Raw genomic sequence first — 23241 nt, forward strand, 5'->3', positions numbered from 1 at the left:
AGAGGCGTTTTTTGTTTATTAAAGGGGTGTTTGATATGAAGGAACGACGATCTAGTTAAGTAGTGGGGCATTAAAATAAAACATCAAACATTTAAAGGAGAAGAAAATTATGGAAAAGAAAACATTTAAGAAAGTTGTATTAGCTTATAGTGGAGGATTAGATACTTCAATTATTATTTCTTGGTTAAAGGAAAATTATGGCTGTGAAGTTATTGCAGTTGCTGCTGATGTGGGACAGGGTGCTGGAGAACTTGATGGTCTTGATGAAAAGGCTGCAAAGACAGGTGCTTCTAAATATATTTGTGTAGATTGTAAACCTGAATTTGTTAAGGATTTCTGTTTTGAAGCAGTTAAAGCCAATGCATTATATGAAGGTAAATATATGTTAGGTACTTCTCTTGCAAGACCAATTATTGCGAAGAAGTTAGTAGATATCGCTTTAGAAGAAGGTGCAGATGCAATCTGTCATGGATGTACTGGTAAAGGTAATGACCAGGTAAGATTTGAATTAGCTATTAAAGCATTTGCACCAGATATGCCTATTATCGCTCCTTGGAGAGAATGGGATATTAAATCAAGAGAAGAAGAAATCGAATATGCGGAAGCAAGAAAGATTCCTCTAAAGATCAACAGAGAAACAAACTACTCTAAAGATAAGAACTTATGGCATTTATCTCATGAAGGTTTAGATCTTGAAGATCCAGCTAATGAACCTAAGTATGATGAAATCCTAGAAATGGGTGTTTCACCAGAAAAGGCACCAGATGTTCCAACATATATCACTTTAACTTTTGAAAAGGGTGTTGCAGTTGCATTGAATGGTGAAAAGCTTGAACCAGTAGAAATGTTAGCTAAGTTAAATGAAATCGGTGGTGCGAACGGTGTTGGTATCGCAGATATGGTTGAAAACAGACTTGTTGGTATGAAATCAAGAGGTGTATATGAAACACCAGGTGGAACTATTTTATATGCAGCACATCAGAACCTAGAAGAAATTACTGTAGATAAAGAAACACAGCATTTCAAACAGCAGGTAAGCTTAAAGCTTGCTGATAATATCTATAACGGTCAGTGGTATACACCTCTTACTGAAGCATTGCTTGCATTTGTAGATAAGACTCAGGAAAACGTAAATGGTGATGTTAAACTTAAATTATATAAGGGTAATATCGTGGGCGCTGGTGTAACATCTCCAGATACATTACATGATTTACAGACAGCATCATTTGATGAAGATGATGATTATGATCAGTATGATGCGAAAGGATTCATCACATTATACGGTTTACCAATTAAGGTAAAAGCTAAGTTAGATCAGAAGAAAAAGAAATAGGAGTTTAAGATATGGTATTGTGGAAAGGTAGATTTTCTAAAGAATTAAATCATGAAGTGAATGCATTCAATTCATCTCTTTCATTCGATCATCGTATGTATGAGCAGGATATCAGAGGATCTCTTGCTCATGCAAAGATGTTATGTAAACAGAGTATTATTGAAGAGAAAGATTATGAAGAGATTGTAGAAGGTTTAAATGCAATTTTAAAAGAGATTGAAGAGGGTACACTCCTCTTTGATCCTGAAGCTGAAGATATTCATATGTTTGTGGAAAGTGAACTCACAAAACGTTATCCAGTAGCTGGTAAAAAACTACATACAGGACGTTCTAGAAATGATCAGGTTGCATTAGATCTTCGTTTATATGCACATGATGAAATTCTAGAAATCAAGAAAATGTTAGTGAACCTGATTCATACATTAACAGATTTAGCTGAACACAACCTTGATACAATCATGCCAGGATATACACACTTACAAAGAGCACAGCCTATTACTTTTGCACATCATTTAATGGCTTATGCATCAATGTTCTTAAGAGATATTGATCGTTTAGAAGATGTTGATAAGAGACTTTATGTATCACCTCTAGGAAGTGGTGCACTTGCAACAACAACTTATCCATTAGATAGACCATTTGTGGCAGAAGAATTAGGTATGTATGATATTATGTATAACTCTTTGGATGGTGTGAGTGATCGTGATTATGCGATTGAGTTATCAAGTGCCTTAGCCACAATCATGATGCATTTATCAAGATTCTCAGAAGAAGTGATTCTATGGTGTTCATGGGAATTCAAATTCATTGATCTTGATGATGCCTATGCAACAGGTTCTTCTATTATGCCTCAGAAGAAGAATCCAGATATTGCAGAATTAGTAAGAGGTAAGAGTGCAAGAGTCATTGGTGATGTGAATACATTACTTACAATGATGAAGGGACTCCCTCTTGCTTACAATAAAGACATGCAGGAAGATAAAGAAGCTTTATTTGATGCAATTGATGAAGTTAAGTTTTGTCTTCCAGTCTTTACAGATATGATGGCAACTATTACTGTTCATAAAGATAAGATGAGAGATGCTGCTGCAAGAGGATTTATTAATGCGACTGATTGTGCAGATTATCTCACTAAGAAGGGTATGCCATTTAGAGATGCTTATAAGATTACTGGGGAACTTGTAAGATACTGTATTGAACATGGAGAAACATTAGAAACACTTCCTCTAGATGTTTATACAGGTTATACAGATATGTTTGGTGAAGATGTTTATCAGGCTATTTCATTAGAAACATGTCTTAACAACAGAGCAGTTGTTGGTGGACCTTCTCCTAAAATTGAGATGGAGAATATTCATAGAATCAATCAGAAAGTGAGTGGATATTGTGATTAAAGCAGGTATTATTGGTGCAAGTGGTTATGCAGGATGTGAACTATTAAGAATCTTATTAATGCATCCTGAAGCAGAAGTAACAGCTATTTCTTCACATAGCTATACTGGTAAGAAGATTTATGATCTTTATCCTAACTTCTATCAGGTATGTGATTTAGAGTTTATTGAAGATACAGAAGTCATTGAGAAAGCAGATATTATTTTTGCATCTCTTCCTCATGGCTTATCTGAAAAGTATGCCAAGACATGTGTAGAAAAGGGTAAGAAGTTTATTGATTTAGGGGCTGACTTCAGACTTGATAAAGAAGAAGATTATCAGAAATGGTATGGTTTAGATTATAACTTGCCAGAACTTCATAAGAATCAGGTATATGGTTTACCTGAAGTCAATAGAGATAAGATCAAGGATGCCACTATTATTGGAAATCCTGGTTGTTATCCTACAACTATTACATTAGGTCTTTATCCTTTATTAAAGAATAAGCTCAATGTATCACAGAAGATTATTATTGATTCAGCATCAGGTACAACAGGTGCTGGTAAGAACTTAAGTGATGGTATGCATTTCCCAAGATGTAATGAATCGTTCCATCCTTATAAAGTAGGTGTACATAGACATACACCAGAAATTGAACAGGAATTAAGTAAGATGAATGAAAAAGATGTACATATCACATTTGTCCCTCATTTACTTCCTGTAGACCGTGGTATTGTTTCTACTATTTATGTTCCTGTAGATAAGTCTCTAGAAGAAATCTATGAAACATATGTAGAAGCTTATAAGGATGAACAGTTTGTGAGAGTATTACCTCTTGGACAGGTCGCAGACTTAAAGTTTGTGAAAGCATCTAACTATTGTGATATTTCATTACATATGGATGAACGTGATCATACATTAATTGTAGTGTCTACAATTGATAATATGGTGAAAGGTTCTGCTGGTCAGGCAGTACAGAATATGAATATTATGTATGGACTCGATGAGAATACAGGTTTAAATCTTGTCGCTCCATCATTTTAAGGAGGATGTTATGAAAGATATACTTGGTGGTGTTTGTGCACCAATAGGATTTAGCGCAAATGGTATTCATGCAGAAATGAGAAAGAATAAATCTAAGAAGGATTTATCTCTTATTGTGAGTGAAGAGTTATGTACAGCAGCTGCAACATATACACAAAATAAAGTAAAAGGTGCTCCTTTGACAGTTACAAAGCAGCATTTAAAGAATGGTCGTGCAAGAGCAATTATCTGTAACTCAGGTAATGCGAATACATGTAATGCGAATGGTATTGAGCTTGCAAATGAAGTATGTGCTTTAGCTGCAAAGGAATTAGGTTTAAAGGAAGATGATATTATTGTCGCTTCTACTGGTGTTATTGGTCAGCCTATGTCTATTGATCCTTTTAAAAATCATATGAAAGAACTTGTAAAGGGATTAAATGTAGATGGGTCTCATGATGCATGTTATGGAATCATGACAACTGATACACAGCCTAAAGAATATGCAGTAGAATTTAAATTAGGTAATGTTAAATGTCATATTGGAGCTATCGCAAAGGGTTCTGGTATGATTCATCCAAATATGGCAACAATGCTTGCCTTTGTCACAAGTGATGTAGCCATCTCTAAAGAATGTCTAGAAGCAATGGTACATGAAGTTGTAGATGATACATTTAATATGGTCAGTGTTGATGGGGATACATCTACTAATGATATGTTATGTGTATTATCAAATGGTATGGCACAGAATAATAAGATTGTCTTAAAGGACCAGTCTTATAATATTATGAAGGATGCGTTATATCATATTTGTGAACAATTGTCTCGTGGTATTGCGAAAGATGGTGAAGGAGCCACTAAACTTCTTACATGCAATGTCAAGAATGCGAAGACATTACAGGATGCCAAGATTGTCGCAAAGAGTGTCATCACTTCTACTTTATTTAAAGCAGCGATGTTTGGTAGAGATGCGAACTGGGGTCGTATCTTATGCGCTATTGGTTATTCTGATGCTGATCTAGACATCAACAAAGTATCTGTGACATTAGCTTCATCTGCAGGAGATATTCATGTTTGTGAGAAGGGCATGGGTGTTATCTTTGATGAAGACAAAGCATTAAAGGTCTTATCTGAAGATGAGATTGATATTAATATTGATTTAAATGATGGTATGTGGGATGCAACAGCGTGGGGCTGTGATCTAACTTATGATTATGTAAAAATTAATGGGGAATATAGAACATAATGGAAGAAAGAGAAATATATCGAGCAAAAATCTTATCTGAAGCTGTTCCTTATTTACAGGAATACAATGGTAAGACAGTAGTAGTAAAATATGGTGGAAATGCGATGATCAATGAAGAATTGATGAACAATGTCATTTCTGATATATGTCTAATGACTTTAGTTGGTATTAATGTGGTATTGGTTCATGGTGGGGGCCCTGAAATCAATAAAGCATTAAAACGTTCTGGTATAGAATCAAAGTTTATTGATGGGTTACGTTATACTGATGAAGAAACAATTGATATCGTACAGGAAGTATTAGCTGGTAAAGTCAATAAAAATCTTGTAAAGCTGATTATGAATGGGGGAGGCCGTGCAGTAGGTCTTTGTGGTATTGATAATAAGTTATTAGAGGCGAAGAAGATTAAAGATGAATTAGGTTATGTAGGTACTGTCACAAACGTAAATAATGAAATCATTAAGGATGCAATCAAGAGTGGATATATTCCAGTTATTGCGTCTATCGCAATGGATGATGAAGGTCATAGTTATAATGTGAATGCAGATTATGCAGCAGCAGCTATTGCAGATAGTCTAGAAGCAGAAAACTTGATTGTAGTTAGTGATATTCCTGGTTTATTAAGAGATCCTCATGATGAAAAGACATTGATTCCAGAGGTATCTATCCAGGATGTAGAAAACTTAAAAGCAGAAGGTATTATTGCAGGAGGTATGATTCCTAAAGTGGATTGTATTACTCATGCATTAAAAGGCAATATGTCAAAAGCAGTCATTATTGATGGTCGTATTCCACATTCTATTCTTATTGAAATATTATCTAAGGATGGTAGTGGGACACTATTCACAAGATAACAGAGTTACATCTGTTATCTTTTTTTTACCTCTAAAATAGTATATTATTAAAGATAAGGAGGAAACGATGAAAAGATTATTATGCTTATTATTATGTAGTATATTGTTTGTGGCATGTGGTACTACAAAAGAGACAAAAAAGAAAGATACTGCAGTAGTAGAGAAACAAAAGAAAAAGAAAGAGGAAGCTAAGAAACTAGAAGAACAAAAGAAAAAGGAAGAAGAAGCTAAGAAACTAGAAGAACAGAAACAAATAGAAGAACAGAAGAAATTAGAAGAACAGAAAAAACTAGAGGAACAGAAGAAGTTAGAAGAACAGAAGAAAGCAGCTGAAGAAGCTAAAAGACAGGAAGAAGTAAAAAGACAACAGGCACCTGTTGCGATAAATAATAATGTGGTTGCTATTGATGCAGGACATCAGGCGAGAGGTAATTCACAATTGGAACCTATTGGTCCTGGCGCTTCAACACAAAAGGCTAAGGTCGCAGGTGGAGCAACAGGAACTGCCACACGTATTCCTGAATACCAGACTACTCTTAATGTGAGTTTGAAACTAAGAGATGTATTACAGTCTAGAGGGTATAAGGTTGTTATGATCCGTACAACCAATGATGTAAATATTTCTAATAGAGAAAGAGCTGAAATGGCTAATAATGCAGGTGCTGGTGCTTTTATTAGATTACATTGTGATGGTATTGGTAATAGCGGTGTGACTGGTGCAAGTGTACAGGAACCAGCTAATGGAAATCCTTATATGAGTGCAGGTAATGTGTCTGCTTCACAATCTTTAGGAAGAACAGTACTGAATCATTATTGTAGTACAACAGGTATTAGAAATAGAGGAATGGCAGCACGTAATGATTTAAGTGGAATCAACTGGTGTAAGACACCTGTCTGCTTACTTGAGATGGGATTCATTTCTAATGGTGATGAAGATAGAAAGTTAAATAACAGTGATTTCCAGCAGAAAATTGCGGAAGGTATTGCGAATGGTATTGATGCGTATTTTGGTCGATAATAATTGCATTTATGCCTATTAACTGTTTATAATATTTCTTGATAAGGTTATCCTTAGAGGATAACCTTGAATTTTAGAGTATATTCCTATGTATTTAGTAGGAACTAGAGGTGAAACAATGGATAACATTAAAGCGATAGAACGTAGTATTATTACAAACTTTAGAAAACCTTTATGGCGTAGATTTATTAAGGGTATTCAGGATTATGAACTCATTGAACCTGGTGATAAGATTGCGGTATGTATTTCAGGTGGGAAGGATTCAATGCTTCTTGCGAAGCTATTACAGGAATTACAGAGACATGGTAAGTTTCATTTTGATTTAGAGTTCATCTGTATGGATCCAGGCTATAATCCTGCCAATAGAAAATTGATTGAAGAGAATGCGGAAAAGCTAGGTATTCCTATTCAGTTCTATGAGTCAGATATATTCAATGTCGTACATGGGATAGAAAAGAATCCATGTTATTTATGTGCAAGAATGCGTAGAGGGTTCTTATATAATAGAGCACAGGAATTAGGATGTAATAAGATTGCGTTAGGCCATCATTATTCAGATGTCATAGAAACAATATTAATGGGTATGATGTATGGGGCTCAGATTCAGACTATGATGCCTAAACTTCATAGTAAGAACTTTAAAGGTATGGAATTAATTCGCCCTATGTATTTGATTCATGAAGAAGATATTATTGCCTGGGCTGAGAAGTTTAATTTAAAATTCTTACAGTGTGCATGTCGTTTTACAGAAGAGTCTGAAGCACGTGGAGAAATTGAACATACATCTAAACGTGCAGAAACTAAGATGTTGATTAAGAAACTAAGAGAAATCAATCCTAAAGTGGAACAGAATATCTTTAAGAGTGTAGAAAATGTCAATCTTAAAACAATTATTGCCTATACTGACTGGGATGAATCAAAGAAGAGTTTCTTAGATTTCTATAAGGAGCAGGAATAATGGATGATCAGTTTACAAGATTAAGATGGGTAGCAGGTAATGAGTCTATTGATATCATGAAGACTAAACATGTTGCAGTGTTTGGCTGTGGTGGTGTTGGAGGCTATGTCATTGAAGGATTGGTTCGTTCTGGTATAGGAACAATTGATGTATTTGATCATGATACAGTGGATATCACAAATCTCAATAGACAGATCATTGCCTTACATTCTACAGTAGGCAAGAAGAAAGTAGATATTATTAAAGAACGTATGTTAGATATTAATCCAAATTTAAATATAAATACGTTTGATACATTTTATTTACCAGAGAATGCTGATACAATAGATTTATCTCAATATGATTATGTAATTGATGCAATTGATACAGTAACTGCAAAGATAGAATTGATTAAGAGATGTACAGAATTGAATGTACCTATTATCTCTTCTATGGGTACAGGAAATAAGCTTGATCCTTCTCACTTACAGATTACTGATATCTATAAGACAAAGATTGATCCTCTTGCGAAAGTAATGAGAAGAGAATTAAAAGCAAGAAGAATTAAGAAGTGTTTAGTTGCTTGTTCAGATGAGATTCCTGCAAAGACAGGACAGAGAACACCAGGTAGTAGTGTGTTTGTGCCAGCGAGTGCAGGATTAATGATTGCAGGATATGTGTTTCAATCATTGATAGGAGGATAATAGTATGGCTAAAGTTGCAGTTTTAATGGCAGATGGTTTTGAAGAAGTAGAAGCCTTAGGTGTAGTAGATATCTTAAGACGTGCAGAGGTGGATGTAGACACTGTTTCTATTAAAGAGGAGCAGGTTGTCATTTCTTCTAGAAACATTCCTGTACGTGCCGATAAGACACTTACAGACATGGATTATTATGATATGATTGTGATTCCTGGAGGAGCAGGTGCTTGGACCTTAAGAGATGATGATCGTATTATTTCACTCATTAAGAAATATGATCATGAAGAAAGATATATTGCCGCTATATGTGCAGGACCTATGGCTCTAGGTAAAGCAGGTGTAATCACTAATAAGAAAGTCACTTCTTATCCAGGAGAAGAAATAGAAAGCTATTTAAAAGCAGGTAAATATGTTGAAGAAGAAGTGGTTGTAGATGGTCATATTATTACAAGTAGAGGACCAGCCACAGCATTTGCGTTTGCCTATAAGCTTTTAGATGTATTAGGTATTGATTCATCAAGTCTTAAGCATGGAATGTTGTATGATTTATATAGATAGCCTTTGTGCTATCTTTTTTTATTTAGGTATAAAAAAAACGATCCCGAAGGATCGTAGTATTTAATATGGTGACCGGTACGGGATTCGAACCCGTGAATGCATGCGTGAAAGGCATGTGAGTTAACCGTTTCTCCAACCGGCCAGCGGAATTGAGTATATCATAGGAGAAACGAATACGTCAATAGTTATTTTAATATTTTGATAATGAAAATGCAGAAATTTTTTTGTCTTTAAAGGTAAACTTAATTTGTATATTCTTCTCTTTATATTTATAGGTTATAGTACCTTTTCCGTTATTGTAATGGTTAGAAGTAGGAGAAGAATAAGTATGCTTTACTGTAGAATAATCAGTCCCAACAGTAATATTATTCTTAAGTTTATACTTCTTAGTAAAGAGAGTGATTGTTTGGATTTTTCCATCCTTTTCTGAATATTGAATATTAGAATCAAATAAAGCATCTGACATCTTTGATGCACTCACACCAGGATAAACCTCTTTATTCTTATAAATGACTGTATAGTCCTTTATATCAGTTTGAGCACTACATGCACATAATAAGAGACATAGTAATAATAGTATCTTCTTCATATGTATACCTCCTTGTCTTTATATTAGAACTTTAATAAGAAATTGCAAGAGAAGTTTGACAGGGAGTAACTACCGTCTAGTAGAGCGAAGAAAAAGGGGCTGTAACGCTCAAGGTAGTAGTAAATTCTATCTATTCGTTACAGCCCCTTTTTTTGAACTATTAACTTTTGGAACAACTCTTTATATATTTTGCTTGTCTCTTAAAAGAAGAGATGGTTGATTGTTTCAATTTAGTTGATCACTTATTATAATTGGGTTGATCAAGTCTTCCAACCTTATGAATGCATAGTGTAGTAATAAATTCTTCTAGTAGAATGCTGAAGAACCATAATAAGCATGCATAGAGAATAATAGGTATATGCATCATGAAAGTCATAAAGATACTTATGATTAGTAGTATGATTAAATAGAATACGTAGTAGTAAACATAATCATATCGTGCAAGAGATTTTAACTCTTTAATACTTAATCCATTCTCATATAGGAAGAAGTATTCATCCTTATTGGAATCAATCGTCTTTTGACGATGATAGATTAGAATAATCAACATGATAATAAATATCGCACATATTAACATCATTAAACTATTCATCATTCTAGAATTAATCTGAGTGAGGTGATCAAGATTCACATTAGAATATACTGTTAAGTGAGAATCTATATCATTGATTTGTGAAAGAATACTAGATATATATTGTGCATCATCCACTCTCACAAGTAACATCTTTACATCATCAATCTCAAAGTATTTCCTATATAGAGCTTCAGGAAGATAGAGTACATCATCTCCTTGAGAAGAAATAGTATTCTTTTTGTTTATGTAGGATGAAACATGAAAAGTATGATTATTGATGGTGATGTCTTTACCTAAATTCTTGATTGTACGAGATGCTTTGATTATATCACCGGTATAAGATTGTACAATCAAAGTGTCAGTCACTGTTTCATAGAATGGAGTGATATGAATATGTTCTATTTCATTGAGGTCTCTTCTTATATCCATTCTAATGGGCTCAGTAATAGAATCATAAGCATTCTTACTGTTATTTCCATAATAGAGGCGTATATCTAGTAGTTTCTCTTGTATCGCATTAATCTCATGTGAATAGTATGTACGATATCCTAATATACCTATAGTCATAGAAAGAATCAAACCAAAAAGTATATATAGGATTTTAGAAGAACGTATAAGATGCTTTTTGTAATAAGATAAATAGTTTTGTGGTTTTCTATTAATAGAAGTGGTTTCTAGTTCTTCTATCATACTCTTTTTGATAGGTACTATTTTATGATTCTGAATCTCATAGAGATCATCTGCATAATCAATAATACGTTTATCATGTGTTGCGATAAGAACGCATACTGGATGTGTATGAATATAATCACTCAGTAGTTCTATTAATAACTTGCAGTTAATAGAATCTAGAGAAGCAGTTGGTTCATCTAAAAGAAGGAGAGAAGGATCTTTCATTAATGCAAAGGCGATAGCTGCACGTTGTCTTTCTCCTCCTGATACATGATCAGGTGTCTGATTGAGTAGATGTTCTATCTTCATAGAACATAGAATATCATTCATTCTAGTTTCGTTATATTCCTGCCCGGAGAGTAGGAATGCGAATTCCATATTCTCTCTAATGTTCATGTTATTGAATAATGTACTTTCTTGATGTACATAACCGATCTTTTCTTTCCTTGTAGTAAGAGGGTCATCAATAGAATGACCCTCGATTAAATAATCACAGGCTAAAGGGGCTACAAGTCCTAATTGATTCAATAAGGTTGTTTTACCTGTACCACTTTTTCCTTTGATTGTAGTAATGCTGTTGTTAGATAAGGTGATGCTTGCATCATCAAAAATCACTCTATCAAATGTGATAGAAAGATGTTTAATATCAATCATGATCCGTACTCGTTACCATTCTTTTATTTGTAATATAGAAGACAAATGTAGTCACAACAGCACTTACTAAACCTATAATCATCTTGATTGAATTACTTACTAATGCAAATTCACTCGATGAGAATAGTCTTAGACAGAAGGAAAGAAGAACAGTTATAAACAGGAATGTAGACATAAACTGTATATCAACCATATGGATGGATTGAATCTGTTTCTCATTTAAATCAAGTTCTCGATATCTTATATATTCTCTTGATTTATTATAGAGGATTAAGAAAACAACATAGGCAATAAGACCCACAACAGTATAGATGAGAATCATAGTCTTTGTATTTTTAGAATCCTTTTGACGCATCTTTGCTGTTTGTTTATAATCGTCACTCTGTATATAAGTAACGATGTTTGGAGATATCTTATTGAGCCCATTTCTTACCTGATCTACATAACTTGCATTTTTACACTCTACTGCATAAGTTGCAGGAACATAATCAACAATATGTTCATTTAGATCTTCATATAAACTAATTGAAACATTAGTTGTACGATATTTATTTATAATAGAGTTCGCAAAGTCATTGTTTAAATAGACTTTTAATGCGTTATTTCCTGTGAAGTCATCCTGATCTTCATTTGATTTGATGACACCATAGATTTTAATAGATACTCTTTTCTTCTGATAAACAGGATGTCGTTCAATTACATCATAAGATTTTTTCTGTAATCCATTTTGATCACCATATCGCATAGTGCCATTATATTCAGTAGAACATACAGGTACACCTATATCCATTTTCATGGTTATAGGAAAATCTGAATCAGTCAATTCTAACGTTTTTATAAGACCTTCGCTTATATAATTTTTGTTTTTATTACCAAACTGACCTTTTATATAGCTTGATACAAAAACGTTGTCATCAGTAGAATATTCTCTTCCCTTGACTGACATATATGCAATTAAATTATCATCCTCATCATTTCTTGTATCATAATTACGAGTTGGGAACTGATAATAGCTTGTTATACTTTTAACTCCTTTGATAGCTTGAATAGATTGTATTTCTTGAGGAGTCATAGAAAATCCTTGATCATATTCCATGAACTTATAACCAGAAGGTAATTCATTTCTTGTAATGTATTCTTTTCCTGTATAGATAATTTTACTAGTTAAGTTATCCATCATAGATGCTGTATTCTTGTTTGTCATATATAACTCAATACCAGAATATAAAGTCATATTGATAATAACTAAACACAACAAAGCATATAAGAGGATGCTGAACTTTTCTTTCTTACTTTTTACATGTGCAATTCTTTTGGGAGTAAATTCATGAGTCACTGAAAGTGGTTCGCCATTACTTTCATTATCTTTGATACGAGTAAATTGAAGATTCTCAATTAAATACTTAATATCCAAATATTCATCAAATTCTTCATCATGAATAGTAAGAATAATAACACGGTTATGACTATATTCTTTTAATAATTTCATAATGGAATGCTTATCTTCATAATCTACAGAAGATAGAGGCTCATCTAATATAATACAAGGACTATTAGAATAAACACTTAAGGCTATCATTATTCTTTTCTTTTCACCTAAGGAACAAGAATCATATTTCTGTGATAAGCTGGCTTTAATATTTAAACTGTTGAATAGTTCATCTATTGTATTTTGATCATGCTCTCTATTGTATACAGATTCTATTAATTCAAATTGTTGAATAATGGTAAGGTCTTTTTTTAATAATGCATCCTGGTTTCCATAGAATATAGAAGTGGCATCATTCACCATAGAGTCTAGATGAATCTGTTTAGAGATGATTTTTAAGAAGGTGGTTTTTCCACAGCCACTCTCACCTGCGATACCTATCATTCCAGTAGAAGGGGCTTTGAAAGATGCACCATCGAAAAGAATTTTATTTGTTTTGTATGTAAAGTTTTTTAATTCAATCATAGAAGTTCACCTCTTTTTATAAAAGTATGTTAGCGCTAACATAATTATATAATCTGTAAACAAAAAAACAACAGATTACTCAAAGGGTGTTTTGTGATTGTATGTGTTATAAACAAACATATATAATATATATGAAGAGGTATTCCAATTGAATAAGAAGGAGGAATGGCTATGAAAAAGTTAATTCAATTGTTGGTGGTACTCTGTATTTTTGTATTAACGGGCTGTAAAACAAATAAAGAACGTTATCTATCTATTACAACGAGTGGATATGATAAGAAAGGGAACGTAGTAGTGAATATCTATGAATATTCATTATCTACTAAGAAAGTGACTAAAAAGTATACTTCTTCTAATCCACTTGGTATTTATTCTAAGTCTAATAATGCTGTATATTATGCTGAAGAAGATAATAGTGGCGATCATCTGTATACTTATGATCTTGATACAAAGAAATCTAAAAAGTTGTCTGGTGGATTTATTGCAATGAATCAGATTATTCCTGTAGAGAATAATATCTATGTATTAGGCGTAGAAAAAGGTCAAAGATTACTCAAGCCTTATCGTTATAATATAGAAACAAAGAAGTTCAGTAAGATTAAGGCAGAAGAGGATTTAGATTTTGATCATATGGTCTATGATGTTTTCAATCATGATTTATATCTATGTGCAAGTAATCAAAAAGAAGAAGATCAGGCATTAGAAGATGCAAATGCGGGTAAGGGAAGTAAGTATATTGCACCTAATACGCATATTTATCGTTTAAAAAATAATCAACTCAAATGTATCTATACTACAAATCGCAAGTTAGTCTATAGAATGCTTCCAATGGAAAGTGGAAATCTTACATTTACTGAAAGTGACACCATTCCAGCTTGGAATCCTCAATATCATACATATACATTAGATACAAAAACTGTTATGAAATGACCGTTGTCAAGACATAAATCAACTTTCTATTGGTCAGCTACGCCATAATAATCAGCCTACATATTTCTCTAAGAAATGAGTAATATTGCTTTGAACAAGTTTCTTCTCTTTATGATAAGATTCACCATGTGCAGCATCATTCACAATAAGTAATTTCTTTTCTGCCTGACAGGCATTATAGAGTTCTAATGCCATGTAAGTAGGCACAAAGTGATCCTGGTTACCATGTATAAATAATGTAGGTGTTTTAGACTTCTTGACTTGATTGACTGCACTGGCCTGTTTGAAGTTATACCCTACTGTCTTTTTAGATAATAATGTAGCACTAGGAAGTAATAAGAATGGTGGACATCCTTTATTCTTTAAGTAGTATTTGAATTCATCATAAGCACTTGTATAGCTGCAATCAGCGACAATAGCTTTCACATTATCAGATAATTCTTCACCACTTACCATGAGGACTGTTGCCCCACCCATGGATATACCATGTAAGACAATGCTCATAGGTTCATTATGGAAGTACTCTTCCATTTTTTTAATCCATTCTAATATATCTAAACGGTCAAGCCATCCAAAACCAATATAATGTCCTTCTGATTGTCCATGCGCTCTATTATCTGGAAGAAGGATATTATAACCAAGTTCATGATAGAAACGAATATAATATGCAAACTCACGATAATGGTAAGAATGGAATCCATGAACACAGATTACTAATTTATTAGAATCAGGATAAGGAAGGAACTGCCCTTCTAGCTTTAATCCATCATAAGAAGTGATTTCCATATCAATAAATGTCTGATGATCTAGCCATTGTTTATCATCTTCACTTATTGGATGTTTTAATCCTACTTTTTCTTTTTTGCATCTTGTACATACTTTTTCTATCGCAATGCGCCCTGCTGCAAGATAAGTGGCAGATGCCGCAGCTACTGCGCCTATTGTACCAATAACTACATTCTTCTTTTTCACGAAAAAATGCCTCCTTTTATTTATTATATAAGATATTCTGTGAAGAATTCATATACAAACAATCAAGTTTGAATAAATAATTGACAGATATATGAATTTGTAAGTAGAAAAGGGTATGTTGGAAAGCGATAAATATATGTTTTTAAGAAAGTTTTTGTGTTAGAATAATACCGATATGAGGTGATTTTAATGACACAGGTTATAGGACCAGAACAGATGGATTTATTAGTAAGTGCAGTAAGAGATGGGAAGATTGTTGCATTTCCTACGGAAACTGTTTATGGCGTTGCCTGCTTATTCGATGATTTGAAGGGTCTTGATAGAATTATGGAAATCAAGAAACGTAACCCGAATAAAGCAGTGACTCTTATGTTGTCAAAAAAAGATGATGTAAAGAAGTATGGCTTAGTAGACGAGGGTACCCAGAGAGTGATTGATAAGTTTATGCCAGGTAGAATGACAATCGTATTAAAAAGACTGGATAGTGTGGATTCGAGACATGTTAGTGGAAAAGATACAATAGGTATTAGAATCCCAGACAGTTCTTTCGTTTTGTCACTCATTGATCAGACAGGGCCTTTATCAGTAACAAGTGCTAATTTATCTGGTCAAGGGAATACAACAAACGAAAAAGAAGTACTTGCACAGCTTGATGGACAGATTGATATGGTTGTCAGAGGACAGACTGCTTCGGCAACTGCATCTACAGTCGTGGATTTAAGTCAAGGTGATGTGAGAATACTAAGAGAAGGTTTAATTACCAAAGAAGAAATCGAGGAGGTATATTATGAAAATTGCAGTCGCTTGTGATCATGGTGGATTACGTTTAAAGAATGTTCTTATTGATGAAATGAAGAAACAGGGTTATGAAGTTGTAGACTATGGTACTTATACTGAAGACTCTTGTGATTATCCTGATTATGCATCTAAGGCAGCTAAAGCTGTTGCATCAGGAGAATGTGAGAAAGGTGTCGTTGTTTGTGGAACAGGCATTGGTGTATCAATTACATGTAATAAGGTAGATGGTATCCGCTGCGCATTATGTCATGATGTATTTAGTGCAAAAGCGACAAGAGCTCATAATGATACTAACATGATTGCAATGGGACAGAGAGTTATTGGAGAAGGACTCGCTGTTGAAATTCTTAATGCATGGCTTCATACTGATTTTGAAGGTGGAAGACATGTTAAGAGAATTGAAAAAATGATGGCTTTAGAAAAGGAGTAAGTATTATGAGAGATACAGAAGTATTTGCGAGTGTTGAGCGAGAATTGAATAGACAAAGAAACAATATTGAATTAATTGCTTCCGAAAACTTTGTATCTAAAGAAATCATGGAGCTTGCGGGCTCAGTTCTAACAAATAAATATGCTGAAGGATATCCAGGTAAGAGATATTATGGTGGATGTCAGTTTGTGGATGAAGTAGAAACATTGGCACAGGAAAGACTTAAGAAGTTATTTGGCTGTGAGTATGCAAATGTTCAGCCTCATTCTGGTGCACAAGCGAATACAGCTGTTTATTTTGCTTTATTACAGCCAGGTGATAAAGTACTAGGTATGTCTTTAAATGATGGTGGGCATTTAACTCATGGACATCCATTAAACTACTCTGGTAAGACTTATGAATTCCATGCTTATGGTGTTGATAAGGAAACAGAAAGAATTGATTATGATGAATATAAGAGATTATGTGAAGAAATCAAACCTAAGTTAGTTGTTGCAGGGGCAAGTGCTTATGCAAGAACGATTGATTTCAAATTCATGGCTGAAGTAGCACATAGTGTTGGAGCTATCTTTATGGTAGATATGGCACATATCGCTGGTTTAGTTGCTGCAGGAGATCATCCATCTCCATTCCCTTATGCAGATATCGTGACTACTACAACTCATAAGACTTTAAGAGGTCCTAGAGGTGGTGTCATCATGTGTAAGGAAAAGTATGCAAAAGATATTGATAGAGCTGTTTTCCCTGGTATGCAGGGTGGACCTCTTATGCATATTATTGCGGCTAAAGCAGCTTGCTTCTATGAAGCATTACAGCCTGAATTCAAGGAATATAGTCATCAAATCATTAAGAATGCAAAAGCTTTAGAAGAATCTTTAAAGGAAGAAGGATTCCGTCTTGTAACTGGTGGTACTGATAATCACCTATTACTTATTGATGTAAAGAGCAGCTGTGGTATTACAGGTAAGAAAGCTCAGAGATTACTTGATGAAATCAATATTACAGCTAATAAGAATGCGATTCCTTTCGATACAGAAAAACCTTTCAAGGCTTCTGGAATCCGTGTTGGTACACCAGCAATGACCACAAAAGGATTCAAGGAAGATGACTTCAGAGAAGTTGGAAAGATTATTGCTTATCGTTTAAAGAATGAAGAAACTGATGAAGTAAAGAATGAATGTCTTGCAAGAGTAAAGAAGTTAACTGATAAAGTGACTATGTATGACGATATTAAATACTAGGAGGTCATAAGATGGTTAAAGTACTCAATCATGCATTAATTAAACACAAACTTTCAATTATGAGAGAAGAAAAGACATCAAACTATATTTTCAAGCAGAACCTTGATGAAATCGCAATGTTGATGGCTTATGAAGTCACAAAAGATTATCCTTTAAAAGAAAAGGAAATTGAAACACCTATTTGTAAGACAACAGGTTATGAACTAGATAGAGATATTATTCTTGTACCTATCTTACGTGCAGGTGTGGGTCTTGTAGATGGCTTCAGAAGAATCATTCCAACTGCGAAAGTAGGTCATATTGGTATGTATAGAGATGAAGAAACATTGATTCCTCATGAATATTATGCTAAATTTCCTAAGGGATTAGAGAGCGCAAAGGTTATTGTTCTTGATCCTATGCTTGCTACTGGTGGTTCAGCTGATATGGCTATCCAGAATATTAAAGATCGTGGTGCGAAGGATATTGAACTTGTCTGCCTTGTAGGTGCACCTGAAGGTGTGAAATACATTGAAGAACATCATCCAGATGTTAAGCTTACTTTAGCTGCATTAGATGAAAAACTAAATGACAAGGGATATATTGTACCAGGTTTAGGAGATGCGGGAGACCGCTTGTTTGGTACTAATTAATGGGATTTGATGAATATGAAGTAAGAAGAACTTCTGTTAAAGTATTTCTTGCAGGATTGATTCTTGCGGTTATACTTTCCATCATTCTTCATTCAATCAGCTACTGCGTAGGATTTGTATTAGGTTATCTTATTGATTTATTAATTCTACAGATCAATATGAAGATGACTGATACAATACTTTCTATCCAGACTGCAGGTAAGACAATTGCGGTTATGTTATTTATGGCTAAATTGTTTATATTTGCAGTAGGTTTTGCGATAGCTGGATTTTTTCCAGAAATAGTAAATATGTATACTGTATTTCTGGGCTATCTAGTAGTAAAGATTTCTATTTATATACATGCATATGGAGAAAGGAGGCGTATGAGATAATGAAAATCACTATTCAGCCAGAACTGATATCATCATTGATTGTGACTGTGATACTTTCTATTTTCTTTGTTTATGCAGGTAAAAAAATAAGAGAAGCAGATCCAACTAAGAGACCAAAAGGTGTGGTTCTTCTTGTTGAAACCGCCATTAAGATGGTTTACGATTATATGGGCACAATCATGCCTAAGAAATATGCGAAGAACTACTATCCTTATTTCTCTATGTTATTTGCATGGCTGTTGGTATCTAACTTATTTGGATTAACAGGTTTTGATGCGCCAACTACTAACTACTCAATCACGTTATCCTTAACATTAATTACATGGGTATTAATTCAGATTAATGCGATTAAGTATCAGGGTGTTGGCAGTTATATTAAGGGAACTTTGATTCCCCCAACAAACCTATTTGGTTTGATTTCACCATTGATTTCTATATCAATGCGTATTTTCTGTAACTTATTGAGTGGTACATTTATTATGGCCTTAGTATATCAGGCAACATCATTCTTAAGTTACAAGTTGATTCCATTCAACTTTTTAGGACCAGTGGTAGCACCATTATTACATTGTTATTTCGATGTATTCTCTGGATGTGTACAAGCACTGGTATTCGTTACACTATCTTCAATTCTGATTTCTAATGAAAATCCAGATGAAGAATAAATGAAAAAATGTCAATAGGAGGAAATTGATTATGACAAGAGGTTTAATTGCAATCGCTGCTGGTATTGCAGTACTTGCAGGTTTAGGTACAGGTATTGGTGAAGGTTTAGTTGCCGCTCATGCAGTATCTGCAATTGGAAGAAATCCTGAGGCTGAAAGCAAGATCCGTACTACTATGATCTTAGGTATCGCCTTAACAGAAACAGTAGCCCTCTATGGTTTACTTATTTCTTTCATCTTATTATTCGTATTCAAATAAAAAATAGTTTAAGGAGGAAAAAACTATGCCAGATATAGCCGCAAAGTTATTTCCAAACCCTACCACTATGATTGTTCAGTTATGTTCCACTGCAATCATGCTTCTTCTGTTCAAGAAATATTTATGGAATTATGTATTAGAATTCTTCCAGAAGAGAGCTGATTTTATAGAAGGTAATATCAATGATGCGAAGGCTAAGAATGAAAAAGCATCTGAATATCTTCTAGAAAGTGAAAAACAGGCTAAAGAAGCTGCAAAACAGTATAAAGAAATCATAGATCAGGCTAAGGAAGATGCCGTAAAGGCTAAGAGTAAAATCATGGATGAAGCTAACAAGCAGGCTCAAGAAAAGATTGAACAGGCTCGCCATGAAATTGAATCTGAAAAGCTTGCAGCACAGGATGAAATGAAGAAAGAAATTGTGGATGTTGCTGTTGAAGTGGCTACTAAAGTCATGGATCAGAATATGAATACTGAAGCCAATAAAGCTTTAGTAGATGATTTCGTAAAACAGGTTGTTAACTAATGGATGCAAATGTTGCAGAACGTTATGCTGAAAGCTTATATCAGTTAGCGTTAGAAGATCATGCGCTAGAAGATTATCTAGCAGACATGAAACTAGTTGATACAGTTTTAGAAAGTAATCCAGAATTTGAAAAATTCTTCTCTCATGTGCTTGTAGATGATGAAGCAAAGTGTGCATTACTTGATAAAGGTTTTGGCACTTCAGTAAATCATTATGTATTGAATTTTCTTAAACTGCTTGTAAAGAAAAGAAGAACAAGATACATTGCGCCTATTACAAAAAGCTTTATTAAGATGAGTAATAAGCATCTTGGTATCGAGGAAGGCGTTATCTTCACACCTTTCGCATTAAGCGATGAACAGGTTAAGACAATTGAAGAAGCGATTTCTCAGAAAGAAAACAAAACAATTACTTTAAGAACTGTTGAAGATAAGACACTTATTGGTGGTGTTAAGGTTCAGATTGAGAACCGTGTCTATGATGGCTCATTAAAGAACAAAGTCAGCAAGCTCAAGACTGAGCTGTTGAGAAAGTAGGTGACGCAAGTGGCATTAAGACCCGATGAAATCAGTGCTTTAATCAAAGAGCAGATTAAGCATTATGATGATGTCATGGAACAGAAAGACGTCGGAACAGTTATGACTGTTGGTGACGGTGTCAGTGTTGTTCATGGTTTAGACAATGCAATGCTAGGTGAATTGATCCTTTTCCCAGGTGATGTTTATGGTATGGTCATGAACCTAGATGAAGATAGTGTTGGTGTTACTTTATTAGGTAATGCGGACGAAATTAAAGAAGGCGACGAAGTAAGACGTACAGGTAAGATCATTGAAGTACCTGTAGGTGATGCAATGCTTGGTCGTGTCGTTAACCCTTTAGGACAGCCTATTGATGGTCAGGGTGAAATTATCACTACAAAGACTAGACCAATCGAAAGAGTGGCTCCTGGTGTTATGACAAGAAAATCAGTAGATCAGCCAGTACAGACTGGTATCACTACTATTGATGCAATTATTCCAGTTGGTAGAGGTCAGCGTGAGTTAATCATCGGTGACAGACAGACTGGTAAAACAGCGATCGCTGTTGATACAATCATCAACCAGAAAGGTCAGGATATGTACTGTATCTATGTTGCAATTGGTCAGAAGAACTCTACAGTTGCACAGGTTGTTGAAAAATTAAAGAAGGCAGGCGCAATGGATTATACTGTTGTTGTTTCTGCATCAGCTTCTGAACTTGCTCCAGTTCAGTATATTGCTCCTTATGCAGGTTGTGCTATTGCTGAAGAATGGCTTGACCAGGGTAAGGATGTATTAATCGTTTATGATGATTTAAGTAAGCATGCCGTAGCTTATCGTACAGTGTCTCTATTATTAAAGAGACCACCAGGACGTGAAGCTTATCCAGGTGATGTATTCTACTTACATTCAAGACTATTAGAAAGATCTTGTCGTTTAAATGAAGAAAATGGCGGAGGTTCTATCACTGCCCTTCCAATCATTGAAACACAGGCAGGTGATATCTCAGCATATATCCCTACTAACGTTATTTCTATTACTGATGGTCAGATCTTCTTACAGCAGGAATTATTCAATGCTGGTTTCAGACCTGCCATTGATACAGGTTTATCTGTATCACGTGTAGGTTCTACAGCACAGATCAAAGCTATGAAGCAGGTTTCTAGAAACTTAAAGTATGAATTAGCACAGTATGAAGAAATGCAGTCATTCGCACAGTTTGGTTCTGACTTAGATGCGGCAACTAAGAATGCGATTGAACATGGTGAACGTGTACGTGAAGTATTAAAACAGGCACAGTATGCACCAAGAGATGTTATTGATCAGATTATTACTCTATTTGCACTTGAAAATGGATTCGTTAAGAATGTTAAAGTGGAAAAGGTACAGGAATACATGGATGGTTTAGTAGAGAAGTTTGCTGTTGCACATAGTGATCTTCTTGATGAAATCAGAGAAAAGAAAGTATTATCTGATGAATTAACTGCTAAGTTGAAGGAAGCTGTTAAGGCTTATACAACTCAGTTCGAAAACTTACAGAAAGCTGAGGCTTAATTATGGCTGGGCAGATGCAAGCCATCAAGCGTCGTATCAAATCAATTGAATCTACTAAGAAAATCACAAGAGCTATGGAACTTGTTGCTAGCTCTAAGCTTTCTAAGACTAGAAATCAGTTGAATGACATGAAGCCTTATTATACACAGGTAAAGGATACTTGTGCACAGATCTTATCTTCTGCAGGAAATGATATTGATTCTCCTTATTTAGTATTAAATAATAAGGGTGAAGATGTTTATATTGTTATCACCTCTACTTTAGGTTTATGTGGTGGATATAACTCTAATATCTTTAAGCAGGTTGAAGCATCAGTCAATGATGCCAAGAAGATTATTGCGATTGGTAATAAAGGCTTAAATCAGTTTAAGAAACATTTTAAAGGTGAAGTAGATGGTACTTATGTAGACCTTAATACGACCCTTGATTTTAGAAGTGTTGTGAGATTAGTTGCTTCACTTCTAGAAGGCTATAAGAAAAAAGAAATTAAGTCTATTCATATTGTATATACAGAATATGTGAATGATTTAACTTTCGTACCTAGAGATGTGACTCTTCTTCCACTTAAGGCAGAAGATCTTGTCTCTGATAAGAAATTCCATAAAGATACATTGTTTGAACCAAGTCCTGAATCAGTACTTGGAAGCTTAATTCCGATGTATTTACAGGCCGTTATCTATGGTTACTTGATTGAATCAGTGACTGCAGAAAATGCGTCTAGAAGAACATCTATGAAGAATGCAACAGACAATGCTAATGAATTAACAGATGAGTTGTTATTAAAATACAACCAGGCACGTCAGAGCGCGATTACAAGTGAAGTAAGTGAAATCGTTGCTGGTGCCAATGCACAATAAGAA

Annotated in this window: 25 protein-coding genes and 1 tRNA gene; 21 read left to right on the forward strand and 5 right to left on the reverse strand. The window is 34.3% G+C overall.

What is annotated here, in order from left to right; translation table 11 throughout:
• Positions 1-109: 109 nt before the first annotated feature.
• From QVO42_RS07545 to QVO42_RS07585, 9 genes are all read left to right on the forward strand, one after another.
• On the forward strand, positions 110-1333 hold the full coding sequence (locus QVO42_RS07545) for an argininosuccinate synthase (RefSeq protein ID WP_022425519.1): 1224 nt from the start codon (positions 110-112) through the stop codon (positions 1331-1333).
• Positions 1334-1344: 11 nt separating this feature from the next.
• Positions 1345-2727 carry an argininosuccinate lyase gene (gene argH / locus QVO42_RS07550; RefSeq protein ID WP_022425520.1) on the forward strand — a complete coding sequence of 461 codons (1383 nt, stop codon included), beginning with the start codon at positions 1345-1347 and terminating at the stop codon, positions 2725-2727.
• Entirely contained in the window at positions 2711-3748 is a 1038-nt protein-coding gene (gene argC, locus QVO42_RS07555; RefSeq protein ID WP_202976633.1) for an N-acetyl-gamma-glutamyl-phosphate reductase, read from the forward strand. Before argH ends, argC begins: the two co-directional genes overlap by 17 nt.
• A 10-nt stretch (positions 3749-3758) precedes the next feature.
• A complete protein-coding gene (argJ, locus tag QVO42_RS07560; protein WP_022425522.1) occupies positions 3759-4973 on the forward strand; it encodes a bifunctional glutamate N-acetyltransferase/amino-acid acetyltransferase ArgJ in 1215 nt (404 codons plus the stop codon).
• On the forward strand, positions 4973-5827 hold the full coding sequence (gene argB / locus QVO42_RS07565) for an acetylglutamate kinase (protein WP_022425523.1): 855 nt from the start codon (positions 4973-4975) through the stop codon (positions 5825-5827). The genes argJ and argB overlap by 1 nt, the downstream gene beginning before the upstream one ends.
• Positions 5828-5894: 67 nt before the next feature.
• Positions 5895-6845, forward strand: a complete 951-nt coding sequence (locus QVO42_RS07570) for an N-acetylmuramoyl-L-alanine amidase (protein WP_022425524.1) — start codon at positions 5895-5897, stop codon at positions 6843-6845.
• A gap of 118 nt (positions 6846-6963) precedes the next feature.
• The gene (locus QVO42_RS07575; protein ID WP_195921123.1) at positions 6964-7803 is read left to right on the forward strand and encodes a tRNA 2-thiocytidine biosynthesis TtcA family protein; all 840 of its coding nucleotides are present in this window, start codon (positions 6964-6966) and stop codon (positions 7801-7803) included.
• A complete protein-coding gene (locus QVO42_RS07580) occupies positions 7803-8486 on the forward strand; it encodes a tRNA threonylcarbamoyladenosine dehydratase (RefSeq protein ID WP_022425526.1) in 684 nt (227 codons plus the stop codon). Before QVO42_RS07575 ends, QVO42_RS07580 begins: the two co-directional genes overlap by 1 nt.
• A 4-nt stretch (positions 8487-8490) precedes the next feature.
• Positions 8491-9039 carry a DJ-1 family glyoxalase III gene (locus QVO42_RS07585; protein WP_006506239.1) on the forward strand — a complete coding sequence of 183 codons (549 nt, stop codon included), beginning with the start codon at positions 8491-8493 and terminating at the stop codon, positions 9037-9039.
• Between the two features lie 66 nt (positions 9040-9105).
• Here the strand turns inward: QVO42_RS07585 and QVO42_RS07590 are convergent.
• The 4 genes from QVO42_RS07590 to QVO42_RS07605 form a co-directional block, all read right to left on the reverse strand.
• Positions 9106-9181: transfer RNA gene (locus QVO42_RS07590), tRNA-Glu, on the reverse strand.
• Positions 9182-9229: 48 nt separating this feature from the next.
• A complete protein-coding gene (locus QVO42_RS07595) occupies positions 9230-9628 on the reverse strand; it encodes a hypothetical protein (RefSeq protein ID WP_022425527.1) in 399 nt (132 codons plus the stop codon).
• A gap of 238 nt (positions 9629-9866) precedes the next feature.
• Complete coding sequence (locus QVO42_RS07600) at positions 9867-11528, reverse strand: ABC transporter ATP-binding protein (protein ID WP_022425528.1); 1662 nt, start codon at positions 11526-11528, stop codon at positions 9867-9869.
• Positions 11521-13482 carry an ATP-binding cassette domain-containing protein gene (locus QVO42_RS07605; protein ID WP_022425529.1) on the reverse strand — a complete coding sequence of 654 codons (1962 nt, stop codon included), beginning with the start codon at positions 13480-13482 and terminating at the stop codon, positions 11521-11523. Before QVO42_RS07605 ends, QVO42_RS07600 begins: the two co-directional genes overlap by 8 nt.
• Before the next feature lie 171 nt (positions 13483-13653).
• Between QVO42_RS07605 and QVO42_RS07610 the strand changes: the two genes are divergently transcribed.
• Positions 13654-14412: a hypothetical protein gene (locus QVO42_RS07610; protein ID WP_022425530.1), complete on the forward strand. Its 759-nt coding sequence runs from the start codon at positions 13654-13656 to the stop codon at positions 14410-14412.
• 51 nt (positions 14413-14463) lie between these two features.
• On the opposite strand, the gene QVO42_RS07615 is transcribed toward QVO42_RS07610, so the two are convergent.
• Positions 14464-15384, reverse strand: a complete 921-nt coding sequence (locus tag QVO42_RS07615) for an alpha/beta hydrolase (RefSeq protein ID WP_022425531.1) — start codon at positions 15382-15384, stop codon at positions 14464-14466.
• A gap of 189 nt (positions 15385-15573) precedes the next feature.
• Here QVO42_RS07615 and QVO42_RS07620 point away from each other — a divergent pair, with 189 nt between their 5' ends.
• The 11 genes from QVO42_RS07620 to atpG are packed head-to-tail and all read left to right on the forward strand — an operon-like array spanning position 15574 to position 23238.
• Positions 15574-16194, forward strand: a complete 621-nt coding sequence (locus tag QVO42_RS07620) for an L-threonylcarbamoyladenylate synthase (protein WP_022425532.1) — start codon at positions 15574-15576, stop codon at positions 16192-16194.
• Entirely contained in the window at positions 16172-16612 is a 441-nt protein-coding gene (gene rpiB, locus QVO42_RS07625) for a ribose 5-phosphate isomerase B (RefSeq protein ID WP_006506955.1), read from the forward strand. The genes QVO42_RS07620 and rpiB overlap by 23 nt, the downstream gene beginning before the upstream one ends.
• 5 nt (positions 16613-16617) lie before the next feature.
• Positions 16618-17853 carry a serine hydroxymethyltransferase gene (gene glyA / locus QVO42_RS07630; RefSeq protein ID WP_022425533.1) on the forward strand — a complete coding sequence of 412 codons (1236 nt, stop codon included), beginning with the start codon at positions 16618-16620 and terminating at the stop codon, positions 17851-17853.
• An 11-nt stretch (positions 17854-17864) separates the two neighbouring features.
• A complete protein-coding gene (gene upp / locus QVO42_RS07635) occupies positions 17865-18485 on the forward strand; it encodes a uracil phosphoribosyltransferase (protein ID WP_022425534.1) in 621 nt (206 codons plus the stop codon).
• Complete coding sequence (locus QVO42_RS07640; protein WP_022425535.1) at positions 18485-18859, forward strand: hypothetical protein; 375 nt, start codon at positions 18485-18487, stop codon at positions 18857-18859. The genes upp and QVO42_RS07640 overlap by 1 nt, the downstream gene beginning before the upstream one ends.
• Complete coding sequence (locus tag QVO42_RS07645; RefSeq protein WP_022425536.1) at positions 18859-19524, forward strand: F0F1 ATP synthase subunit A; 666 nt, start codon at positions 18859-18861, stop codon at positions 19522-19524. The genes QVO42_RS07640 and QVO42_RS07645 overlap by 1 nt, the downstream gene beginning before the upstream one ends.
• A 31-nt stretch (positions 19525-19555) precedes the next feature.
• Entirely contained in the window at positions 19556-19783 is a 228-nt protein-coding gene (gene atpE, locus QVO42_RS07650) for an ATP synthase F0 subunit C (RefSeq protein WP_006506960.1), read from the forward strand.
• A gap of 25 nt (positions 19784-19808) precedes the next feature.
• Positions 19809-20309, forward strand: a complete 501-nt coding sequence (gene atpF / locus QVO42_RS07655; RefSeq protein ID WP_006506961.1) for a F0F1 ATP synthase subunit B — start codon at positions 19809-19811, stop codon at positions 20307-20309.
• A complete protein-coding gene (locus QVO42_RS07660; RefSeq protein WP_006506962.1) occupies positions 20309-20845 on the forward strand; it encodes a F0F1 ATP synthase subunit delta in 537 nt (178 codons plus the stop codon). The genes atpF and QVO42_RS07660 overlap by 1 nt, the downstream gene beginning before the upstream one ends.
• 9 nt (positions 20846-20854) lie before the next feature.
• Entirely contained in the window at positions 20855-22381 is a 1527-nt protein-coding gene (gene atpA / locus QVO42_RS07665; RefSeq protein ID WP_022425537.1) for a F0F1 ATP synthase subunit alpha, read from the forward strand.
• 2 nt (positions 22382-22383) lie between these two features.
• Complete coding sequence (gene atpG / locus QVO42_RS07670) at positions 22384-23238, forward strand: ATP synthase F1 subunit gamma (RefSeq protein WP_022425538.1); 855 nt, start codon at positions 22384-22386, stop codon at positions 23236-23238.
• Positions 23239-23241: the final 3 nt, after the last annotated feature.

It is taken from the genome of Catenibacterium sp. CAG:290, from assembly GCF_000437715.1.
GTDB classification, from domain to species: Bacteria; Bacillota_I; Bacilli_A; order Erysipelotrichales; family Coprobacillaceae; genus Catenibacterium; species Catenibacterium mitsuoka_A.